Here is a 17,312-nt window from a genome sequence, read left to right as displayed (position 1 = left end):
TTAAGGCTATAATGGTTAAAATACGTTATATAGTATAATATGGACGATTTTATAAGAGTTAAGGGTGCAAGGGAACATAATCTGCAAGGTATAGATGTCAATATACCGAAAAATAAGCTAGTTGTTATAACTGGGCTAAGTGGTTCTGGTAAATCTAGTCTCGCATTTGATACGATTTATGCAGAAGGCCAACGCCGATACGTTGAAAGCCTATCAGCTTACGCGCGTCAATTTCTCAACATTCAGGATAAACCAGATGTTGAGTCGATTACAGGTCTTTCCCCTGCAATATCTATCAACCAGAAATCGATCTCAAAAAATCCAAGGTCAACAGTTGGAACTGTTACCGAAATTTACGATTACTTGCGCTTAGTATATGCACGAATAGGGGTTCCTTATTCACCTGCAACTGGATTACCGATAACAAAGCAAACTGTATCTCAAATTGTAGATACTATAATTGCGTTACCTTTAGAAACTAAAATATATATACTTGCCCCTGTTGTGCGTGGTAGAAAGGGAGAACATCTCAAAGAGATATTGGAAATTAAAAGACAAGGTTACGTAAGGTTCAAAATAGATGGTGAAGTGTACAATGTAGATGACTTGCCTAAACTTGATAAGAACAAGAAACACGACATTTTTGTGGTTGCAGATAGAATATCAATATTGGGCGATATAGGAAATCGACTGCCAAGTAGTATAGAATCCGCACTAAAACTTGGTAATGGTCTAATGTATGTAGAAGTAGTAAACCTACCTGACAACCATAATTCCGAGTATAAAAATGGTCAAATTCTGACTTTTTCAGAGAATTTTGCATGCCCCGAGTCTGGTTTCACTCTTGAGGAAATAGAACCAAGATTATTTTCTTTTAACAGCCCTTACGGTGCATGTGGTTCGTGTAATGGGCTTGGTAAAAAGCTGGCTGTTGATGTAAAGCTGATAGTGCCAGATGAAACTCTTTCAATATCTGAGGGTGCTTTAAAGCCAGTAGGACCAATGTTCCGTCAAGTGCACACAAGTTATGGATTTCTAAAAAGTGCAATTCTATCACTGGCTGAAAATTGTAAATTTAGCCTTGATGTTCCGTGGAAGAACATAGATCAAGAAGTAAAAGATATGATACTCTTTGGCTCTAATAAATTTCAAGGTTTGATCAGTATCTTGGAGAACCAGATGGATTATGATGAAACGCTTGTTGAGCGATACTGCTCTGTTATTCATTGTAAGGAATGTACTGGCCATAGATTGAGAAAAGAAGCACTCACAGTGAAAATTGATAGCAGACATATAGGTGAAATATCAGGGCTCAGCATCGATAAATCCCTTAAGTGGTTTGAAAATTTGCCAGACAAGCTCACAGAACAACAGAAGCAAATCTCAAGTAAAATATTAAATGAAATAATCAAGAGGCTAGCATTTCTAAAGAATGTAGGGTTGAATTACCTAACGCTCGATCGAGAATCTAGCACTCTCTCTGGCGGTGAGAGTCAGAGGATCAGACTTGCTTCGCAAATTGGCTCTGGTTTAACAGGAGTGCTGTATGTGCTTGATGAACCCTCGATAGGCCTTCATCAATGCGATAATGATCGGTTAATTGCTACACTGAAAGACTTGAGAGACATGGGTAACACTGTAATCGTTGTTGAGCATGATGAAGATACAATAATGGCTGCTGATTATGCGATTGATATTGGTCCTGGAGCTGGCGTAAATGGTGGAAAAGTTATTGCAGAAGGAACACCAGACCAGGTGCAAAGAAATTCAGGGAGCATAACAGGGCAATATTTGAGTGGAGAGAAAGAAATTTTAATTCCAAGGAGAAGAAAGCAAGCAACTCAGTTCATAAAAGTAATAAATGCATGTGAAAATAACTTAAAAAATGTGAACGTTAAATTTCCTATAGGGAATCTTATTTGTGTTACTGGAATATCAGGAGGGGGAAAATCAAGTTTAGTCATAGAAACATTATATAAATATTCAGCACATAAGATATATCATTCGTCTGCACGGTATGGTCGGTGTGATAGAATAGAAGGCCTTGAATATATAGATAAAGTTATAGAAGTTGATCAGTCGCCAATTGGTAGAACTCCTGCGTCAAATCCAGCAACATATGTCGGTATGTTTACTCATATAAGAAATTGGTTTGCAGGTCTTTCGGAGTCAAAAGCAAGGGGATATAATATAGGCCGGTTTTCATTTAATACCAGAGGGGGAAGGTGTGAGGCTTGTAAAGGTGATGGGCACTTAAAGATAGAGATGCATTTTCTACCGGACGTTTATGTGAAGTGTGAGCAGTGTAAAGGGCGAAGGTATAATCGTGAAACATTGGAAGTTACTTATAAAGGAAAATCAATCTCTGATGTGCTTGATATGACGATAGATCAGGCTTGTGATTTTTTTGAAAACCTTCCAATGGTAAAAGAAAAGTTGGTTTCTTTGCAGGAAGTGGGGCTTGGCTATATAAAACTCGGACAGTCGTCAACAACGTTGTCTGGGGGTGAAGCACAACGAATAAAGCTGTCCAAAGAGCTATCAAAACGATTTACCGGAAGAACATTGTATATTCTTGATGAGCCAACAACTGGATTACACTTTGAAGATATAAATAACTTACTAAAAATACTCCATAGATTAGTCGATCTGGGAAACACTGTTATAGTTATCGAGCACAATTTGCACGTTATAAAAACTGCAGATTATATAATAGACATCGGACCAGAGGGCGGAATAAAAGGCGGAGAAGTGATTGCCACTGGAACTCCAGAAGAAGTGGTAAAAATTCCAGAAAGTGTTACAGGCAGGTATCTTAAAACGTATTTATTATAAACTATTTCTTAATTATATTAGGCTAGGTTGCATATTTATGATTTGGAGAGGGTAATGTCAATATATCAATATTTTAAAAGGTATGCTAAACATGGAATTGTACCTGCTAAGAGAGCAGAAGATTGCACACTAGTTCCAGAAAATAGTTTCTATAAGTCCGTACATTACGTTGATAATGTGCTAGGACCTGTGAAAGATGTAATTTGTGGAGTTGAGAGTAAAGACAATTATAACAAGTATTATAAAAACAATGATAAATGTGAATACGTGGGTTACAGGGCAGAGGAAGTGTTTCCACTTTGTGAACGGGGTGCTTTTCTAGTAGCTAGCATAATATTGCAACCTTTATGTTTGATACTAGCATATTTGTCATACTTCCCAATTAAGTTATTATCAAAAATAACAGGGGACTATTGTTTAAAAGCAAGTACAAAGTCATTAGTTGATCATTCAAATGCATTTTTAAGTGCTGGGCAAGATTGTGCTAGTGCAGTAGCTGAAGTATTTAACAAGATTGTAAGTTATGCTTGCGCTGCTATCATTTGGGCTGCCGCGTCAATGATAACGCCACTTGTGTGGGCTTGCAACAAAGTGCAAAGTAAGTTAAGTGAAATACAGGAGCCAGAAAAACATCAGCTTTTATCTAATAAGTTATAAGTTCTGCTTTTTCAGCAGTGGCTCAGTTTGAATTACATTGAAATGAAATAAAAAGTGAAAGAGTGTAAGCACAAGTTACTTTAGCTATACTATATAAATTTTATAATATATTTAATGAATTGTGAACCTTCTCTTACTAAAAAAAGCTACAAATCTTATATTTCCGAACGTATGCGTAAGTTGCGAATATATCATTGATGAAAATCTTAATCTATGTAGTGAATGCAACAAAAAAATCAATTTTCTAACTAAGCATTACTGCAATGTTTGTGGCGTAGTAATCTCAGACAATATTCATACGTGTGGTAAGTGCATCATCAATCCTCCAACGTTTAAAGTATTAAGATCAGTTTTTGCTTATGATCAACATAGTAAAAACATGATTATAAATTTCAAATTTTTTGATAATTTGAATTACGTAAAAATCTATGCAAAGTGGATACACCAAGCTAATCAGGATACGTTTCAGAACGCAGAGGTCATAATTCCTATACCGTTACATAAAATGCGCTTGTTTAAACGTAAATATAATCAAGCAGCATTGCTTGCAAAAGAGTTGAGTAAGTTGTCCAATTTATCCTATACGCCATTTGCAATAAAACGTCTTCGCCATACTGCGCCTCAAGCTGGTCTTTCACTTAAACAGCGTGAAAAAAATTTGAAAAAGGCTTTTAGCATAACCAACAAGAAAATTATCGAAAATAAAATCGTGATATTAGTTGATGATGTGGTAACAACCGGAGCAACTGTAAGATCTTGCTCTCAAGAAATTTTAAACTCCGGTGCAAGAGAAGTGAGAGTGCTATCACTTGCAAGAACGGTGAATGATTGGACCTCTTGCATAAAAAATTAGCAGTCAGTGTCATCCAAGTAGCTTGACTACTTGGATCTATTTTTTTCTAGATTCCAGTGCCAGCGTTACGCACATAGCTGTACGAACATTGTCTACCAGGAGGATGTCATCCCAGTGTCAAGCACTGGGATGACATCACTTTTGCTTCAATATTCGCACATTAGCCACGTCCCTGAACAGATACGGAGGTAAGCCCATTGTGAAAATCAGTATGTTAAGGCATGATTTTTAATAACCTCAACATCACTGAACTCAAAAGTTTGGCTTCCTACAATTTGGAATTTCTCATGTCCTTTTCCTGCAACTAGCAGAATCATACCCTCGTTATAGGCAATATCTACTCCTTTCTCTATAGCTTCTCTTCTATCTTCTATCTCTAGCGCATTAGGGCAATGTAGTAAAATACCACGACGAATTTCTGCAGGATTCCCATCACGCGGATTGTCATCCGTGATTATCACTTTGTCTGCATATATTTGTGCTACTTTACCCATTTCTGCGCGTTTTGTTTGATCACGATTGCCACCACAACCAAAAACTAGAATTATTTTTTTATTGAAGTGCCATTTTAAAGACAATAGGGCTTGTTTAAGCGCACTTGGAGTATGAGCGTAATCCACAAATGCAAAAGGTTTCACTTTTTCCATTCTTCCTGGTGGAGAAACGAGTTTTTCTACGCATATTTCTCTGTAATTCAGTCCAGACGAGGTAACTATACCCATTGCACACAACAGATTATATGCTTGAAATTGCCCCAGAACCGGAAAAAACGTATCATAAATTTCACCACCAATTTTTATTGTAAGGTGTTGACCATTAGGGGTTGGTGTTTGCTCCAATAAAGTAATATCAGAGCCTGTTTTTCCATAGGTGATAATTTTGTTGCTGCGTTTTTCAGCTATCTTAAGCAACGCGTAGTATTCATCTATATCCGCATTTAAAATCGCTGTTTTTCCTTCTGGTAATACCTCGTAAAATAACCTTTTTTTAGTTTCTAAATATTCACCAAGATTTTTATGGTAATCTAAATGATCTTGCGAGAAATTAGTAAAAGCTGCAGCACTCAACTTTAATCCATGGATTCTATATTGATCAATCCCATGACTTGATGCTTCTAACACTAAGTGTTCTACATTTATACCACGCAATGTTGCGTAAAGGTCATCTGCATCTGGAGTGGTAAGACTGTTGCTATTACCTTTTCTACCATTATTGATGCATGTTCCAAGTGTTCCAATAGACGCAGCATTATAGCCAGAGTTTTGCCAGATCTGGCGGCAAAATTCTACTACTGAAGTTTTACCATTCGTACCCGTTACAGCAGCAACATATTTGGGCTGTTTGAATTGATAAAACCTGCTGACTATTTCGCTGTATATTTCTTGAGGATTTGGGTGTTCAAGCACTGCAAAGCTCGAAGTATCTGTCATTCCAGTGCGTGACACTGGAATCCAGTTTTTATTATACAATTGCCTAGTGTGCTCATTTGCAATTAAATTTTCTGGATCCAAGTAGTCAAGCACTGGGATGACATCTTTTTTGGTTCCTTGTATGACAACGTCTACACAGTCGTGTGCGTGATACTGGGATTCAGTAGGAAAAATCTGGATACATGCTGGTTTTCTAGATTCCAGCGTCACGCGCTGGAATGACACCGCAGACACACAAACGAAAAGATAACCTTCCTTGACTCTCTTGGGATTATATGTAACGCCCTTGATTTCAACGTCAAAGTTAACATCAACAATATCATGCAGTAATTCTCTCAGTTTCATGTCCTACTTCATCGTTTTGAAAGTCTAAACATGGTAACCTTTTTAGTGCGTCATTAAGGTCAAAGATTAAATCTTCAGGATCTTCCAGTCCACAAAATATTCGCACGAAACTTCCACCACAATCTGAATTCATTACAGATCTTGACATAGATCTACGATCTACTGGTAATATCAAACTGTCGCACCCTCCCCAAGAAGCACCAATACTAAAAATTTTCATATGATCAACCATGCAGCTTAGTTCTTCACATGAATATTCTCTATCCAGTGCTATACTGAATGTGCCGCTTGCTCCTTTGAAGTAACTTTTCCATAATTCGTGTTGAGGATGGGAGGGAAGTGCTGGATATAAAACCTTTCTAACTTTTTGCTGTGCTTCTAGCCACTTTGCCACTTCCATTGCTGTATTTTGGTGCCTTTTCATACGTGTGTGCAGTGTTCTTAGTCCCCTGTGTGCAAGGTAGCAGTCGTGCGATTGAATGGTTACTCCATAATTTTTATAGCTCTCATAAAGCAATTTAAAAATTTCACCTTCAGCAATAATAGCTCCCATAACTAAATCTGAGTGACCGGCTAGATACTTTGTCACTGAATATAGTGCAACATCAATTCCATAATCAAGCGGCTTAAATAACAAAGGAGTGGCCCATGAATTGTCGCAAACGGTTACGATTCCATGTTCTTTAGCAACTTTTACTATATGCTCTATATTCGAAATCTCAAACATTATAGAACCAGGAGTCTCGATCATTATCAATGAAGTATTACTCTGAATTAAATCAGTTATATCCTGCGTTGGATCATAAAAAGTTACTTCTGTTCCTCTTTTTGGTAGCTCATTTTCTGCAAACCTCCTAAGCCTATAATAACTATTATCTTGAATTAAAACGTGCGAGCCTGCTTTAGTGAAAGTCAAAATAGCAAAAGTAAGTGCAAATAGTCCGGAAGGATAAATAAGCGCTTGTCCACTCCCTTCAATTTCAGCCAGTGCATTTGAAAGATAATGGACAGTAGGAGTACCAACATTACTGTAGCTATAATCCCTTGCAACACCATCGTTGATTACATCGTATATACTTTCTCCATTTGCTGCATTTAAGTAGTCCTTGTAAGTAGGAAATAATATGGTAGAAGAATGATAAACTGGCGGGTTCATAGAACCTTTATAGTCATTAAATTTTCTTCCTGCTTTAACTAATATAGACTCTTCCTTCACATTTTTATTATTTATTTTTTAAATTGTACTCGTTTTGCGTATACAAGTGAAGAGAAATTGCATGTATTAGCTCTATCTCACCCTTCAATAACTCATAAATCAACTTATGTCTTTTTAGAATACTCATTCCAATAAAGCCGTCAGATATTAATATTAATTTAATGTGCGAAGGTAATGTTGAAGATGAAGCAAAATAATGATCAGCATGCTTTGCTGATTCATCGAAAATGTTGATATCAATTACATCTATCGAATCGCGTATCTTTTCTTCTATTGTTTTAATAATATCCATAATGGTTTCTTTAAGCAACAACATGCTCCTCTTGTCATCCAAGTAGCTGACACTGGGATGACAGGAAAAGTGATATAACAATACACCCTTATTTATTCTCTTCCTTATTATCTATGTCTTGATAATCAGAATCTACTACTTTTTCTTCTTTATCATTTGGATTCCCTTCTGATGAAAAGCCATTTCCAGCACTATTTTGTTGTGAGGCATTATACATAGCTTCTCCAAGTTTCATAGATAATTGAGAAAGATTAGTAACTTTCTGCTGGATTGAATCAGCGTCATCAATGTTATCAGATTTACTAACTTCTTTTAATTCGTTAACTGCATTTTCAATAGCAGATTTATCTTCTGGTGAAACTTTATCACCATACTCTGTCAGAGACTTTTCTGTAGAATGAACTAAACTATCCGCTTGATTCTTCACTTCAATAAACTTTTTGCGCTTTTCATCTTCTTGCGCTTTTTCTTCAGCTTCTTTTACCATGCGATTTATTTCATCATCAGATAGACCACCTGAAGATTGAATGCGTATTTTTTGCTCTTTTCCAGTAGCTTTATCTTTTGCAGAAACGTGTGCTATTCCATTTGCATCTATGTCAAATGTTACTTCGATCTGAGGAACTCCACGAGGAGCAGTAGGTATCCCTTCCAAACTAAACTGACCAAGTAGCTTGTTATCAACCGCCAATTTTCTTTCACCTTGATGTACCTTAATTGTAACGGCTGTTTGGTTATCTTCTGCAGTTGAAAACACCTGAGATTTTTTAGTAGGAATAGTAGTATTACGTTCAATAAGTGGAGTGAATACTCCTCCTAGAGTCTCAATACCAAGAGAAAGTGGAGTCACGTCAAGTAGTAACACATCTCTTACATCACCTTGAATGATTCCCGCCTGTATTGCAGCTCCAATTGCTACAACTTCATCAGGATTTACTCCTCTATGTGGATCTTTGCCAAAGAATTCTTTAACTTTCTCTATGACTTTTGGCATACGAGTCATGCCACCAACGAGAACCACTTCGCCAATTTGACTAGCAGACAAACCAGCATCCTCAAGAGCTTTTTTACAAGGAGCCATAGTTCTTTCGATTAAACCATTCACTAAGCTTTCAAGTTTTGCTCTCGTTAATTTCATATTTAAGTGTTTTGGACCACTTGCATCAGCTGTAATAAACGGTAGATTTATTTCCGTTTCCATTGCACTTGATAATTCAATTTTCGCTTTTTCAGCAGCTTCTTTGATTCTTTGCATAGCCATTGGATCATTTTTCAAATCAATGCCATTACTTTTCTTGAATTCATCTAGTAAATAACTCACTATTGCGTTATCAAAGTCTTCACCTCCAAGATGAGTGTCACCATTTGTAGCCTTTACTTCAAAAACCCCTTCACCTATTTCAAGTATTGAGACATCAAATGTACCACCACCAAGGTCATATACCACTATTGTGTGCCCATGTTTCTTATCAAGACCATAAGCAAGCGCTGCAGCAGTCGGTTCATTTACTATTCTGAGCACATTTAATCCGGCGATTTTTCCTGCATCTTTTGTTGCTTGACGTTGAGAGTCGTTGAAGTATGCTGGCACTGTTATCACAGCATCTTTTACTTCCTCTCCAAGATAAGCTTCTGCTGCTTCTTTCATGTTTTGTAGTATGAATGCACCAATTTGACTAGGAGAGTATTCTTTATTATCAGTGGTTTTAACCCATGCGTCACCATTTTTTGCTGCAAACACTTTATACGGCACGTTTAGATTTTTCATTTCAGAATCACCGTATTGACGGCCTATTAATCTCTTAGTAGCAAAAAAAGTATTACTTGCATTGGTGGTTGCTTGTCTTTTTGCAGGAGCGCCAATCAACCTTTCTCCTGACGAAGTAAATGCAACTATAGATGGAGTAGTTCTTGCCCCTTCTTTATTTTCTATTACCTTTGTATCCTTGCCCTGCATTATTGCAACACAAGAATTTGTTGTTCCGAGATCTATGCCTATTGCTCTTCCCATAATGAGTACCCCATTGTAAATATTATCTGATATAAGAATATATAAGTATAGGACTTATTAATTACAAGCCCAATTTAGGGTTTCTAATTAGTTATTAGAACTTAAAAAGCGCGAAAGCCATTTAGTCAGCCAAAAATTGCCTCGTAGTTTATTTGAATTATCAACTTCTTCATTGCTGCTATCCTCAATTTGGTATCCAGAGTTCTGTAATGGCTTATAACCGTTTGAATTAACATCATCTCCTTGTTTTAAAACAAATGTATTTACATCTAAACTGTTATCAATACTAATGTTCAATGTAATATTAAACTCTTTTTCGATTGTAGAAACTGTATTCCTTTTATTATTAAAAATATGCGCTATAACCGCACTATGCGCTACTAAATCAAAAGACTTATTTTGGTTACTATGAGCAATGTGTTGTAAATCCCTTAGTATCGATGCAACAATTACTTCGTTCGATTTTACTCTTCCAATACCCTTGCAGTGTAAACACTCTGTAGTATTAATTTCTTGTATGTTTGGTTTAATTCTTTGTCTTGAAAATACCATTAAACCAAAGTCATTTATGTAGCTAAATTGAACTTTAGCTTTATCGTCTTTAAACGCTTGCTTTATAGCAGACTCAACAGCTCTGCAATACTGATATTTCAACATGTCAATAAAATCGACTACTATTAATCCTGATAGGCCCCTAAGATTCACCTGTCTTGATATTTCAGGTACTGCTTCCATATTGGTTCTATAAGCTGTTTCTTCTATGCTATCTTCTCCTGTCATCTTTCCTGAATTTACGTCTATTGAAACAAACGCCTCAGTTAAAGTTATTACCAAAGACCCACCAGATGGCAACTCTACCCTATTGCTATATAACTCAGAAATTTGATCTTCGATTCCATAGTAAGTAAAGATTGGGATAGAACCTCTATACAATCTGTAACGCAACTTACTACCTTTTAATGCATTTTTAGTATATTGTCTCACTGCTTCAAAAGCTTCCTTCCCAGATACTATGACTTCTATACCATCGCTACAAAAATCACGAACAGATCTCATAATTACATCTGCTTCGTTGTAAATTAATGATGGAGCATTTACAGAGAAGGCATTTTTTTGAATGCTCTGCCATAATGAGGATAAGTAATTGTAATCCTGCTCAATTTCTTTCTTATCTTTTCCTGAACCAACAGTTCTTACTATTAAACCTGATCTTTTTGGCAAGTTTATTGAACTCAGTATATCCTTTAACTGCTTTCTGACATTAGCATCTTCAATTCTGCGAGACACTCCACCTTTACTCATGGAATTTGGCATGAAAACACAGTATCTACCCACTAAAGTTATGTATGTTGTAAATGAAGCTCCTTTATTGCCTCGTTCCTCTTTAGTTAGCTGGACCAATACTTTTTGATTTACTGAAATAACATCTTGTAATTTGTATTTTTTATATAAAGGTACCTCTCTTACAAAACCACTACCTAACTCGTTGACATTCTTACTAGCTGCAGAATCTGAAGAAACATTTGCTGAAGCTTCTTCTGTACAATCGTCATTTGAGTAGCCCTCAAAGATAATTTCCTTTTCTTTTTCTGGAATATTGAAGTAATCTAGAGATATCTCGGAAAAAGATAAAAAACCTTGCTTGTTTTTTCCATATTCAATAAATACGGCTTGCAAAGAAGGCTCTATACGCTTTACATAAGCAACGTATATATTACCTCTTAATTGTTTTTTTTCCTTGAATTCTTGTTCAAATTCTACAACCTTATTATTAACTGATAAGGCAACTCTTACCTCATTAGAACAGGCAGAATTTTCTATCAATAATAACCTTTTGCCACTATTTGCCACTTATTTACCGTTTGCTTTTCATTCTGAAGTTAACTTCATGCTACTTAATGCACTGTTGATTGTCAAGAATTTTACGATCTGCACTATTCGGTTGACTTTTAGTGTTTTGCGTAATAAACTCGCATAGAATTTATTATATCATTATAAGTATGGCGAAAAAAAATGCTTCTTTGCTCGTTAAGTTAGTCAGCACTGCAATCAAGATAACAAAAACTGGTGAAGAAAAATCAACTGGCTATTTTTATGTAAAAAAGCGTAATCCAAAAAAGCTCACCAGAAAACTGGAGTTTAGGAAGTATGACCCAGTAGTCAGAAGGCACGTATTATTTAAAGAAGAAAAATTAAAGTAGTTTTTTTATAAGGAATTTTATTATTATGCAAAATTTACAATTAAGTTATCCTATAATAGTAGAGTTGGGGGATGTAAAAGATACAAAACTGAAATTAATAAAGGTCATTGCACAATTAATAAGTAAGAGGTACAAAACACAGAAAAAAGCAGCAAGCGCTCTAAAGATTGATCAACCTAAAGTATCTCAAATCAATAGGTCAAAAATCGAAGGGTTTTCCTTAGAATACTTGCTTAACTTATTGATTGCATTGGACCAAGACATAAACGTAAGAATAAAGCATAATTCTAAACCTGTATAATATGTAAAGGACAAATGGTGATTTAAATGCAGAACAATAAAACAGTAAGTCAGAGGCATTTTAAAAAGAACTTGTTACTCAACAAAACAAGATTTGAAATTTTGTGCAATGCTATTGATTATAGCTAGATATGCATCTTTTCCAGGCTCTATGTCTGATCCAATAGGATCAAGAACTACCATTTTTGCGTCATTAGAAAGAGCATTAGGCTTTATGCTATCTTCTTGTGAATGAGCAAATATACATTTAACGTTTTCTTCCTTCATTATCTTTTTTAGCTTCATTAAACTCTTCATACCTATGTACGAATCCTCTTCTATAGAAAGAATGGCGCTTGGGTGATTTAAACCAAAATATTTTTCAAAATATTGATAAGCATCGTGAGTGACGATGTATTTTTGATTTTTAAAATCATTCAGTTCTTTCACGATTTCTTTTACTTCTTGGTCTATTTTTTTTATGGCTTTTGTTGCATTAGAGTTGTATCGATGGAAATTTTCTTTATCTATGTTAGACAATGTTGCACTTATAAAAAGTACCATGCTCTTTGCATTTTCGGGACTCAGCCAAATGTGTAGGTCTTTTTCATCTTGAGTATTGGTAATTTTTCTAGAAAATGAATGTGGCCGAGCAGGAAGTAGGTTGATTACCTTTGACAATTGCACTAGTTCTTTATTATTTTTGGCGAAAGTTTGAACAAACGTCTCTAAGTTATCGTCAGTGTAAAATATGACATCACTTGATTCCAAATTACTCGCATCAGACGGCTTTAATATATAATTATGCGCAGATGTTGCATAGCCAAGCAATTCCGGTTCTAAAATTCCTTCTGTCACAGAAGCTACAAGTGAGTGGATAGGTTTGATTGTAGCTACAACTTTTAAATTGGATGAAAAGGCAATATTATAGTATAGTGTAAATGAAAGTAATAGAAAAAAAGGCAGTAAATGTCTCATATAAACGTTGAGAAGAAGTTAAATTTTGCCAAAAAGTTAAATAATGTCAATAATCGTGTTCTAAAAATAGAAAATCTTGCTCTCACATATGATGGTAAAAGAATCCTTGACAATATCAATATGTTCATGGAAAGAGGAGACGTAATTACAATACTTGGTCCAAATGGTGGAGGTAAAACCTCTTTAGTGAAAGCAATTGCTGGCATAAATAAAAGCTGTACCGGTAGTATCGTATTTGCTGACAACATAAAAATTGGCTATATGCCGCAAAATTTTAATATTAGTAATTTGATGCCAATAACAGTTGAATATTTCCTTTTAAATAGCTCCTTGAAAAGACTAAAGAAAAATCAATCCATTATTACAGAAGCGATAGAGTTGGTTGGTATCGGTAACATTTTGAAGAATCAAGTGTTAGAAATTTCTGCAGGGCAAACACAATTATTGCTGCTTGCACGTTGTTTAATTGCAGAACCTGACTTGATCATTCTAGATGAACCAGTCAGTGCAATGGATATTAACGCGCGGGCTAAATTTTATGATATTATAAATAAAATAGCAAAAAAACGATTGGTATCGATTCTTATAACTTCTCATGATCTTAACTCTGCTCTACCATCCTCAGATTACGTAATTTGTATAAATAATACTATCTATTGCCAAGGCAAGCCTGATGAGATTATGAAAAATAGAACCCTAAATGAAATATTTAGCAGTTACGCAGCAAAATGATTCAAAATATTTTGCGTCTTCTGCACATAACTACAGTGCTGACACGTTACAATATATTACCTTATTTACTTCCACCATCAAAGAAATCAATAAATAAAATACAAGGCCATAAGCTAAAGTGTGCTCTTGAAAAATTAGGTCCGGTGTTCATTAAGTTTGGGCAGTCTATCTCATCACGTACTGATGTTTTAAATGAGGATATAACAAATAACTTGTTATTGATATGTGATAGATTGCCATCATTTTCACATAAAATAGCAGTTAAAACTATAGAAAGTGAGTTTAATTGTAAATTGAGCGACATTTTTTCAAGCTTTTCTGAAAAGCCAATTGCAGCAGCATCGATTTCTCAGGTGCATAGAGCGGTTACAACTGAGGGTAAGGAAGTTGCTGTGAAGGTTTTAAGGCCAAATATTGAGAAAACATTCTCAAGGGATATAAAAATGCTTTCTTGGCTTGCAGAAATTGCAGAAAAATTTAGCGAACAATCAAAAAGGCTGAGGCCAATTGAATTAGTCAAAACTTTTGCTGAAATTTGCCGATTAGAGTTAGATCTACGTTTTGAAGCTGCTCACTCTTCAGAACTAAAGGAAAACACAAAAAATGACAGAGGTTTTTATGTACCTGAAATAGATTGGAATAGAACTGCAAAAAAGGTTTTAACATTAGAATGGATAGAAGCAACACCAATATACGAAGTTGAAAAACTGAATAATCGTAAGCAAATAGCTATCAATCTTATAGAATCGTTTTGTAGTCAGGTATACAGGGATTGTTTTTTTCATGCTGATATGCATCCTGGAAATCTAATGGTTGATAGTAATAACAATATTATTGCCCTGGATTGTGGAATCATGGGTAGAATAGATCGTGAGACATGCTATTACGTTATAGAGATACTCAAAGGCTTTTTAAATCGGGATTATGACCACGTTGCAAAAATGCACTTTAAAGCTGGTTACGTTTCATCACAGCATAGAAATTTTGTCACAGCTTGCAGGGCAATAGGTGAACCCATTATTGGGCAGCCTATACAGAAGATTTCATTTGCTAGTTTACTTGCTCAGCTATTAAAAATAACTGGTGATTTTGATATGAAAGTTCAAACACAATTGTTATTGCTGCAGAAAACTATGATTTTACTGGAAGGGACATGTAGAAAGATCTACCCAGAAATCAATATGTGGAAAGTAGTTGAAGCGTGGATAAGCAGTCAACATGAAAGTAAAATAGGGTATAGGGAAAAAATTAGAAATTCTTATCCTGTAAAAACAATCCAAGGGATATTTAGCCTTATAGAAAAATTAAACCTAATAGCTGATAAAAAATTAGAAAACATCCAAGTTAAAAATAAATCAAATGGAAAAGTCTATTTTTTACTGTGGTTTGTAATTATAATTCTAATCGTTAAATTTTTAGGGAGTGTTAAATAAACTGTGTCAAACCCAATTTTTAATTCAACTTAATTTTTAATCTGCAGGAGTCGAGTTGAGAATGTCCAATTTTCCACTTTCTTTATAGCATAACATACTTCAGTACTGATCCGCCTCTTGCTCCTCTTGAAGCCCAATGGCTCACCACTTATGTGTAAATTAATCGTTAATGTTGTACACGTTCTTTTCTTTTTCTACTCTCTCTTGCTCTTCAATACAATATATAGCAAGCGGATTAGCTTTAAGTCTTTCGACTCCTATTTCTTCTCCTGTTCCATCGCAGTAACCATAAGTGCCTAATTTTATTTTTTCTAACGCCTCCTTAATCTTTTCTTTTCTATCTTTTCGGCGCTTGATTAATTCCTCATTTCCACTATCTCCATCAGAATAGTATGTATCAATACTATTATCTTCTAGTTCTTGTTTCTCCAACTCAGCGAGTATTGATTGTAACTTTAAGCTGAAGTATTCCAGTTGTTTTACGCTCATATATTCTTCATCTTCTGAAGGAGTATAATCCTCTGGTGACTTTATTTTCGGTAACTTTTCCATAATTGCATTATCAAAAAAATAATAAAACCTATATAACTTATGAACAAAAAATTATACTACCCTCAAAGTAAACACTATAATTTATAATAAACATTTAAAAGCCTAGTATGATCGACTTAGTAAAAAAATTAGTAATAGATGGTAAGAACCTTACCTATACAGTATGTATTTTTATTATAATGTTAAGTTTATCTTCATTTACACTTGAAAACAACAATAAACAAGAAGTTATGTTAACATTAACATGGATATGTGCTACATTTGTTTTGCAGATCTCTACAAATAATTTGTTTACATCTGATTATCATGATGGAATATTAGAGCAAATCTTTGTACAGCCACTCTCTTCTAGGCTTATAGTTGCTTATAAAATTTTCGCTCACTGGTTATTATTTGGGCTACCGATTTCAGTGGTTTCTTCCATATTCAGCTTTGCAGTTCTAGGCAATAGTATTGAACACTCAATAGCAGTTGGAGTGTCTTTATTATTTAATACGCTGATAATCATTAATATTTCAGCTACTGGAAATGCATTGATGATTGGTCGAAACAACTTAGCATCAGGAGTATCGCAAATTCTTGTTTTGCCAATGATAATGCCAACCTTTGTGTATTTTAAAATGCTAACTCAATTTGAAAATTTGTCCTTGAATATTTATACACTACTAATCACCATGTTAATTTTTGTCGTTTTGATTGTTAACAGCACTATAACTACTCACATGGCACTAAAATTTGCTGTGGAACAGGATTGAAAAATCTTACTGTTATTCAGTAGGTATCCGTTTAGCAGAGTGGCAAAATAGGTAGACAAGATAAACCAAAAAATCAAGAAAAAGTGAGTTTACAACAAATGGTGTCATGCAAGTAGCTGACAACATAGAAACGAAAAAACTTACTTGACAAACTCCGCCAGCCCCTTATTATGAAACTGAAGCTATTTATTTATCTTCTCTGTACAGATTAAATGACAAAAAAACTCAACGTATTTGGCGTCTCATGTTTAATTTTTTGCACTATGTGCACTCTATGTCTTTATCAAATTTCTAGGTTTTTACCTATACAAGCTGAAATACGCTTATAAAGCATTTAAAACATCAAAAAACGCCAACTTAAAAAATGGATAGTGAATAACTAGCTACCCTAGGGTTTCTTTTGCCTTTTTTTCTGTTTAGTAAATTTCTTAAACATTTATGACTAAAGGTTAGTTGCATTAAAAAGCAGCTAAATCGCGGTTATTAAGCGTTTAGAATAAAAAAACGCCATACTTGAAAGTATAATGTAAGTAATTAGCCAACCACGGGGCTTCTTTTGCCTTTTTTTTTATTTGGTAAATTTCTTAAATTTTATAGCTAATCAGTACTGGGATGACAAGAAAGGAGCACTGCTATTATAGAGTGAAATGAGATCCCAGTGTCAGCTACTCGGATGACATTATAGGGGCTACTGGGATGACATTATAGGGGCTACTGGGATGACATTATAGAGAGGCACTGGG

The 17,312-nt window shown here is 35.0% G+C and carries 15 protein-coding genes; 8 read left to right on the top strand and 7 right to left on the bottom strand.

What is annotated here, in order from left to right; translation table 11 throughout:
- Nucleotides 1–39: 39 nt before the first annotated feature.
- The 3 genes from uvrA (at nucleotide 40) to OOK87_RS01320 (ending at nucleotide 4,345) form a co-directional block, all read left to right on the top strand.
- Complete coding sequence (gene uvrA, locus OOK87_RS01330) at nucleotides 40–2,835, top strand: excinuclease ABC subunit UvrA (protein ID WP_264687840.1); 2,796 nt, start codon at nucleotides 40–42, stop codon at nucleotides 2,833–2,835.
- 54 nt (nucleotides 2,836–2,889) lie between these two features.
- Nucleotides 2,890–3,492: a hypothetical protein gene (locus OOK87_RS01325; protein ID WP_253309617.1), complete on the top strand. Its 603-nt coding sequence runs from the start codon at nucleotides 2,890–2,892 to the stop codon at nucleotides 3,490–3,492.
- A gap of 121 nt (nucleotides 3,493–3,613) precedes the next feature.
- The gene (locus tag OOK87_RS01320) at nucleotides 3,614–4,345 is read left to right on the top strand and encodes a ComF family protein (protein ID WP_264687839.1); all 732 of its coding nucleotides are present in this window, start codon (nucleotides 3,614–3,616) and stop codon (nucleotides 4,343–4,345) included.
- A gap of 206 nt (nucleotides 4,346–4,551) precedes the next feature.
- Here OOK87_RS01320 and OOK87_RS01315 read toward each other — a convergent pair whose 3' ends face one another.
- The 5 genes from OOK87_RS01315 to OOK87_RS01295 all read right to left on the bottom strand — a co-directional run bounded on the left by OOK87_RS01315 (nucleotide 4,552) and on the right by OOK87_RS01295 (nucleotide 11,490).
- Entirely contained in the window at nucleotides 4,552–6,120 is a 1,569-nt protein-coding gene (locus tag OOK87_RS01315) for a Mur ligase family protein (RefSeq protein ID WP_264687838.1), read from the bottom strand.
- On the bottom strand, nucleotides 6,095–7,336 hold the full coding sequence (gene metC, locus OOK87_RS01310; protein ID WP_264687837.1) for a cystathionine beta-lyase: 1,242 nt from the start codon (nucleotides 7,334–7,336) through the stop codon (nucleotides 6,095–6,097). Before metC ends, OOK87_RS01315 begins: the two co-directional genes overlap by 26 nt.
- 7 nt (nucleotides 7,337–7,343) lie before the next feature.
- Entirely contained in the window at nucleotides 7,344–7,628 is a 285-nt protein-coding gene (locus OOK87_RS01305; protein WP_264687836.1) for a BolA family protein, read from the bottom strand.
- Between the two features lie 88 nt (nucleotides 7,629–7,716).
- Nucleotides 7,717–9,639, bottom strand: a complete 1,923-nt coding sequence (gene dnaK / locus OOK87_RS01300; RefSeq protein ID WP_264687835.1) for a molecular chaperone DnaK — start codon at nucleotides 9,637–9,639, stop codon at nucleotides 7,717–7,719.
- Between the two features lie 87 nt (nucleotides 9,640–9,726).
- A complete protein-coding gene (locus OOK87_RS01295; RefSeq protein WP_264687834.1) occupies nucleotides 9,727–11,490 on the bottom strand; it encodes an Rne/Rng family ribonuclease in 1,764 nt (587 codons plus the stop codon).
- A gap of 149 nt (nucleotides 11,491–11,639) precedes the next feature.
- On the opposite strand from OOK87_RS01295, the gene rpmG reads away from it, so the two are divergent.
- Both rpmG and OOK87_RS01285 read left to right on the top strand, forming a co-directional pair.
- A complete protein-coding gene (gene rpmG, locus OOK87_RS01290) occupies nucleotides 11,640–11,840 on the top strand; it encodes a 50S ribosomal protein L33 (protein WP_064124823.1) in 201 nt (66 codons plus the stop codon).
- A gap of 25 nt (nucleotides 11,841–11,865) precedes the next feature.
- Entirely contained in the window at nucleotides 11,866–12,141 is a 276-nt protein-coding gene (locus OOK87_RS01285) for a helix-turn-helix domain-containing protein (RefSeq protein ID WP_264687833.1), read from the top strand.
- Between the two features lie 74 nt (nucleotides 12,142–12,215).
- Here OOK87_RS01285 and OOK87_RS01280 read toward each other — a convergent pair whose 3' ends face one another.
- Entirely contained in the window at nucleotides 12,216–13,097 is an 882-nt protein-coding gene (locus OOK87_RS01280; protein ID WP_253309609.1) for a zinc ABC transporter substrate-binding protein, read from the bottom strand.
- Between OOK87_RS01280 and OOK87_RS01275 the strand changes: the two genes are divergently transcribed.
- Complete coding sequence (locus tag OOK87_RS01275; RefSeq protein WP_264687832.1) at nucleotides 13,089–13,829, top strand: metal ABC transporter ATP-binding protein; 741 nt, start codon at nucleotides 13,089–13,091, stop codon at nucleotides 13,827–13,829. The two genes, OOK87_RS01280 and OOK87_RS01275, sit on opposite strands and share 9 nt — an antisense overlap.
- The gene (gene ubiB / locus OOK87_RS01270; protein ID WP_253309721.1) at nucleotides 13,826–15,262 is read left to right on the top strand and encodes a 2-polyprenylphenol 6-hydroxylase; all 1,437 of its coding nucleotides are present in this window, start codon (nucleotides 13,826–13,828) and stop codon (nucleotides 15,260–15,262) included. Before OOK87_RS01275 ends, ubiB begins: the two co-directional genes overlap by 4 nt.
- 159 nt (nucleotides 15,263–15,421) lie before the next feature.
- On the opposite strand, the gene OOK87_RS01265 is transcribed toward ubiB, so the two are convergent.
- Nucleotides 15,422–15,814: a TraR/DksA family transcriptional regulator gene (locus OOK87_RS01265; RefSeq protein ID WP_253302608.1), complete on the bottom strand. Its 393-nt coding sequence runs from the start codon at nucleotides 15,812–15,814 to the stop codon at nucleotides 15,422–15,424.
- Between the two features lie 107 nt (nucleotides 15,815–15,921).
- Between OOK87_RS01265 and OOK87_RS01260 the strand changes: the two genes are divergently transcribed.
- Nucleotides 15,922–16,569 (top strand): heme exporter protein CcmB, encoded by a 648-nt coding sequence (locus OOK87_RS01260; RefSeq protein ID WP_264687831.1) that lies wholly within the window; start codon nucleotides 15,922–15,924, stop codon nucleotides 16,567–16,569.
- Nucleotides 16,570–17,312 lie beyond the last annotated feature (743 nt).

Source organism: Wolbachia endosymbiont (group A) of Sympetrum striolatum (assembly GCF_947250715.1).
GTDB lineage: Bacteria > Pseudomonadota > Alphaproteobacteria > Rickettsiales > Anaplasmataceae > Wolbachia.
The sequence above is the reverse complement of the archived record's forward strand: the minus strand, read 5'-3'. Positions and strand labels throughout refer to the sequence as shown.

What these genes read in the sequence shown, in the direction of transcription:
- OOK87_RS01275 (WP_264687832.1), top strand. Translation starts at nt 13,089, where the DNA reads ATGTCTCATATAAACGTTGAGAAGAAGTTAAATTTTGCCAAAAAGTTA.
- uvrA (WP_264687840.1), top strand. Translation starts at nt 40, where the DNA reads ATGGACGATTTTATAAGAGTTAAGGGTGCAAGGGAACATAATCTGCAA.
- OOK87_RS01325 (WP_253309617.1), top strand. Translation starts at nt 2,890, where the DNA reads ATGTCAATATATCAATATTTTAAAAGGTATGCTAAACATGGAATTGTA.
- OOK87_RS01305 (WP_264687836.1), bottom strand. Translation starts at nt 7,628, where the DNA reads ATGGATATTATTAAAACAATAGAAGAAAAGATACGCGATTCGATAGAT.
- rpmG (WP_064124823.1), top strand. Translation starts at nt 11,640, where the DNA reads ATGGCGAAAAAAAATGCTTCTTTGCTCGTTAAGTTAGTCAGCACTGCA.
- OOK87_RS01260 (WP_264687831.1), top strand. Translation starts at nt 15,922, where the DNA reads ATGATCGACTTAGTAAAAAAATTAGTAATAGATGGTAAGAACCTTACC.
- OOK87_RS01285 (WP_264687833.1), top strand. Translation starts at nt 11,866, where the DNA reads ATGCAAAATTTACAATTAAGTTATCCTATAATAGTAGAGTTGGGGGAT.
- ubiB (WP_253309721.1), top strand. Translation starts at nt 13,826, where the DNA reads ATGATTCAAAATATTTTGCGTCTTCTGCACATAACTACAGTGCTGACA.
- dnaK (WP_264687835.1), bottom strand. Translation starts at nt 9,639, where the DNA reads ATGGGAAGAGCAATAGGCATAGATCTCGGAACAACAAATTCTTGTGTT.
- OOK87_RS01315 (WP_264687838.1), bottom strand. Translation starts at nt 6,120, where the DNA reads ATGAAACTGAGAGAATTACTGCATGATATTGTTGATGTTAACTTTGAC.
- OOK87_RS01265 (WP_253302608.1), bottom strand. Translation starts at nt 15,814, where the DNA reads ATGGAAAAGTTACCGAAAATAAAGTCACCAGAGGATTATACTCCTTCA.
- OOK87_RS01280 (WP_253309609.1), bottom strand. Translation starts at nt 13,097, where the DNA reads ATGAGACATTTACTGCCTTTTTTTCTATTACTTTCATTTACACTATAC.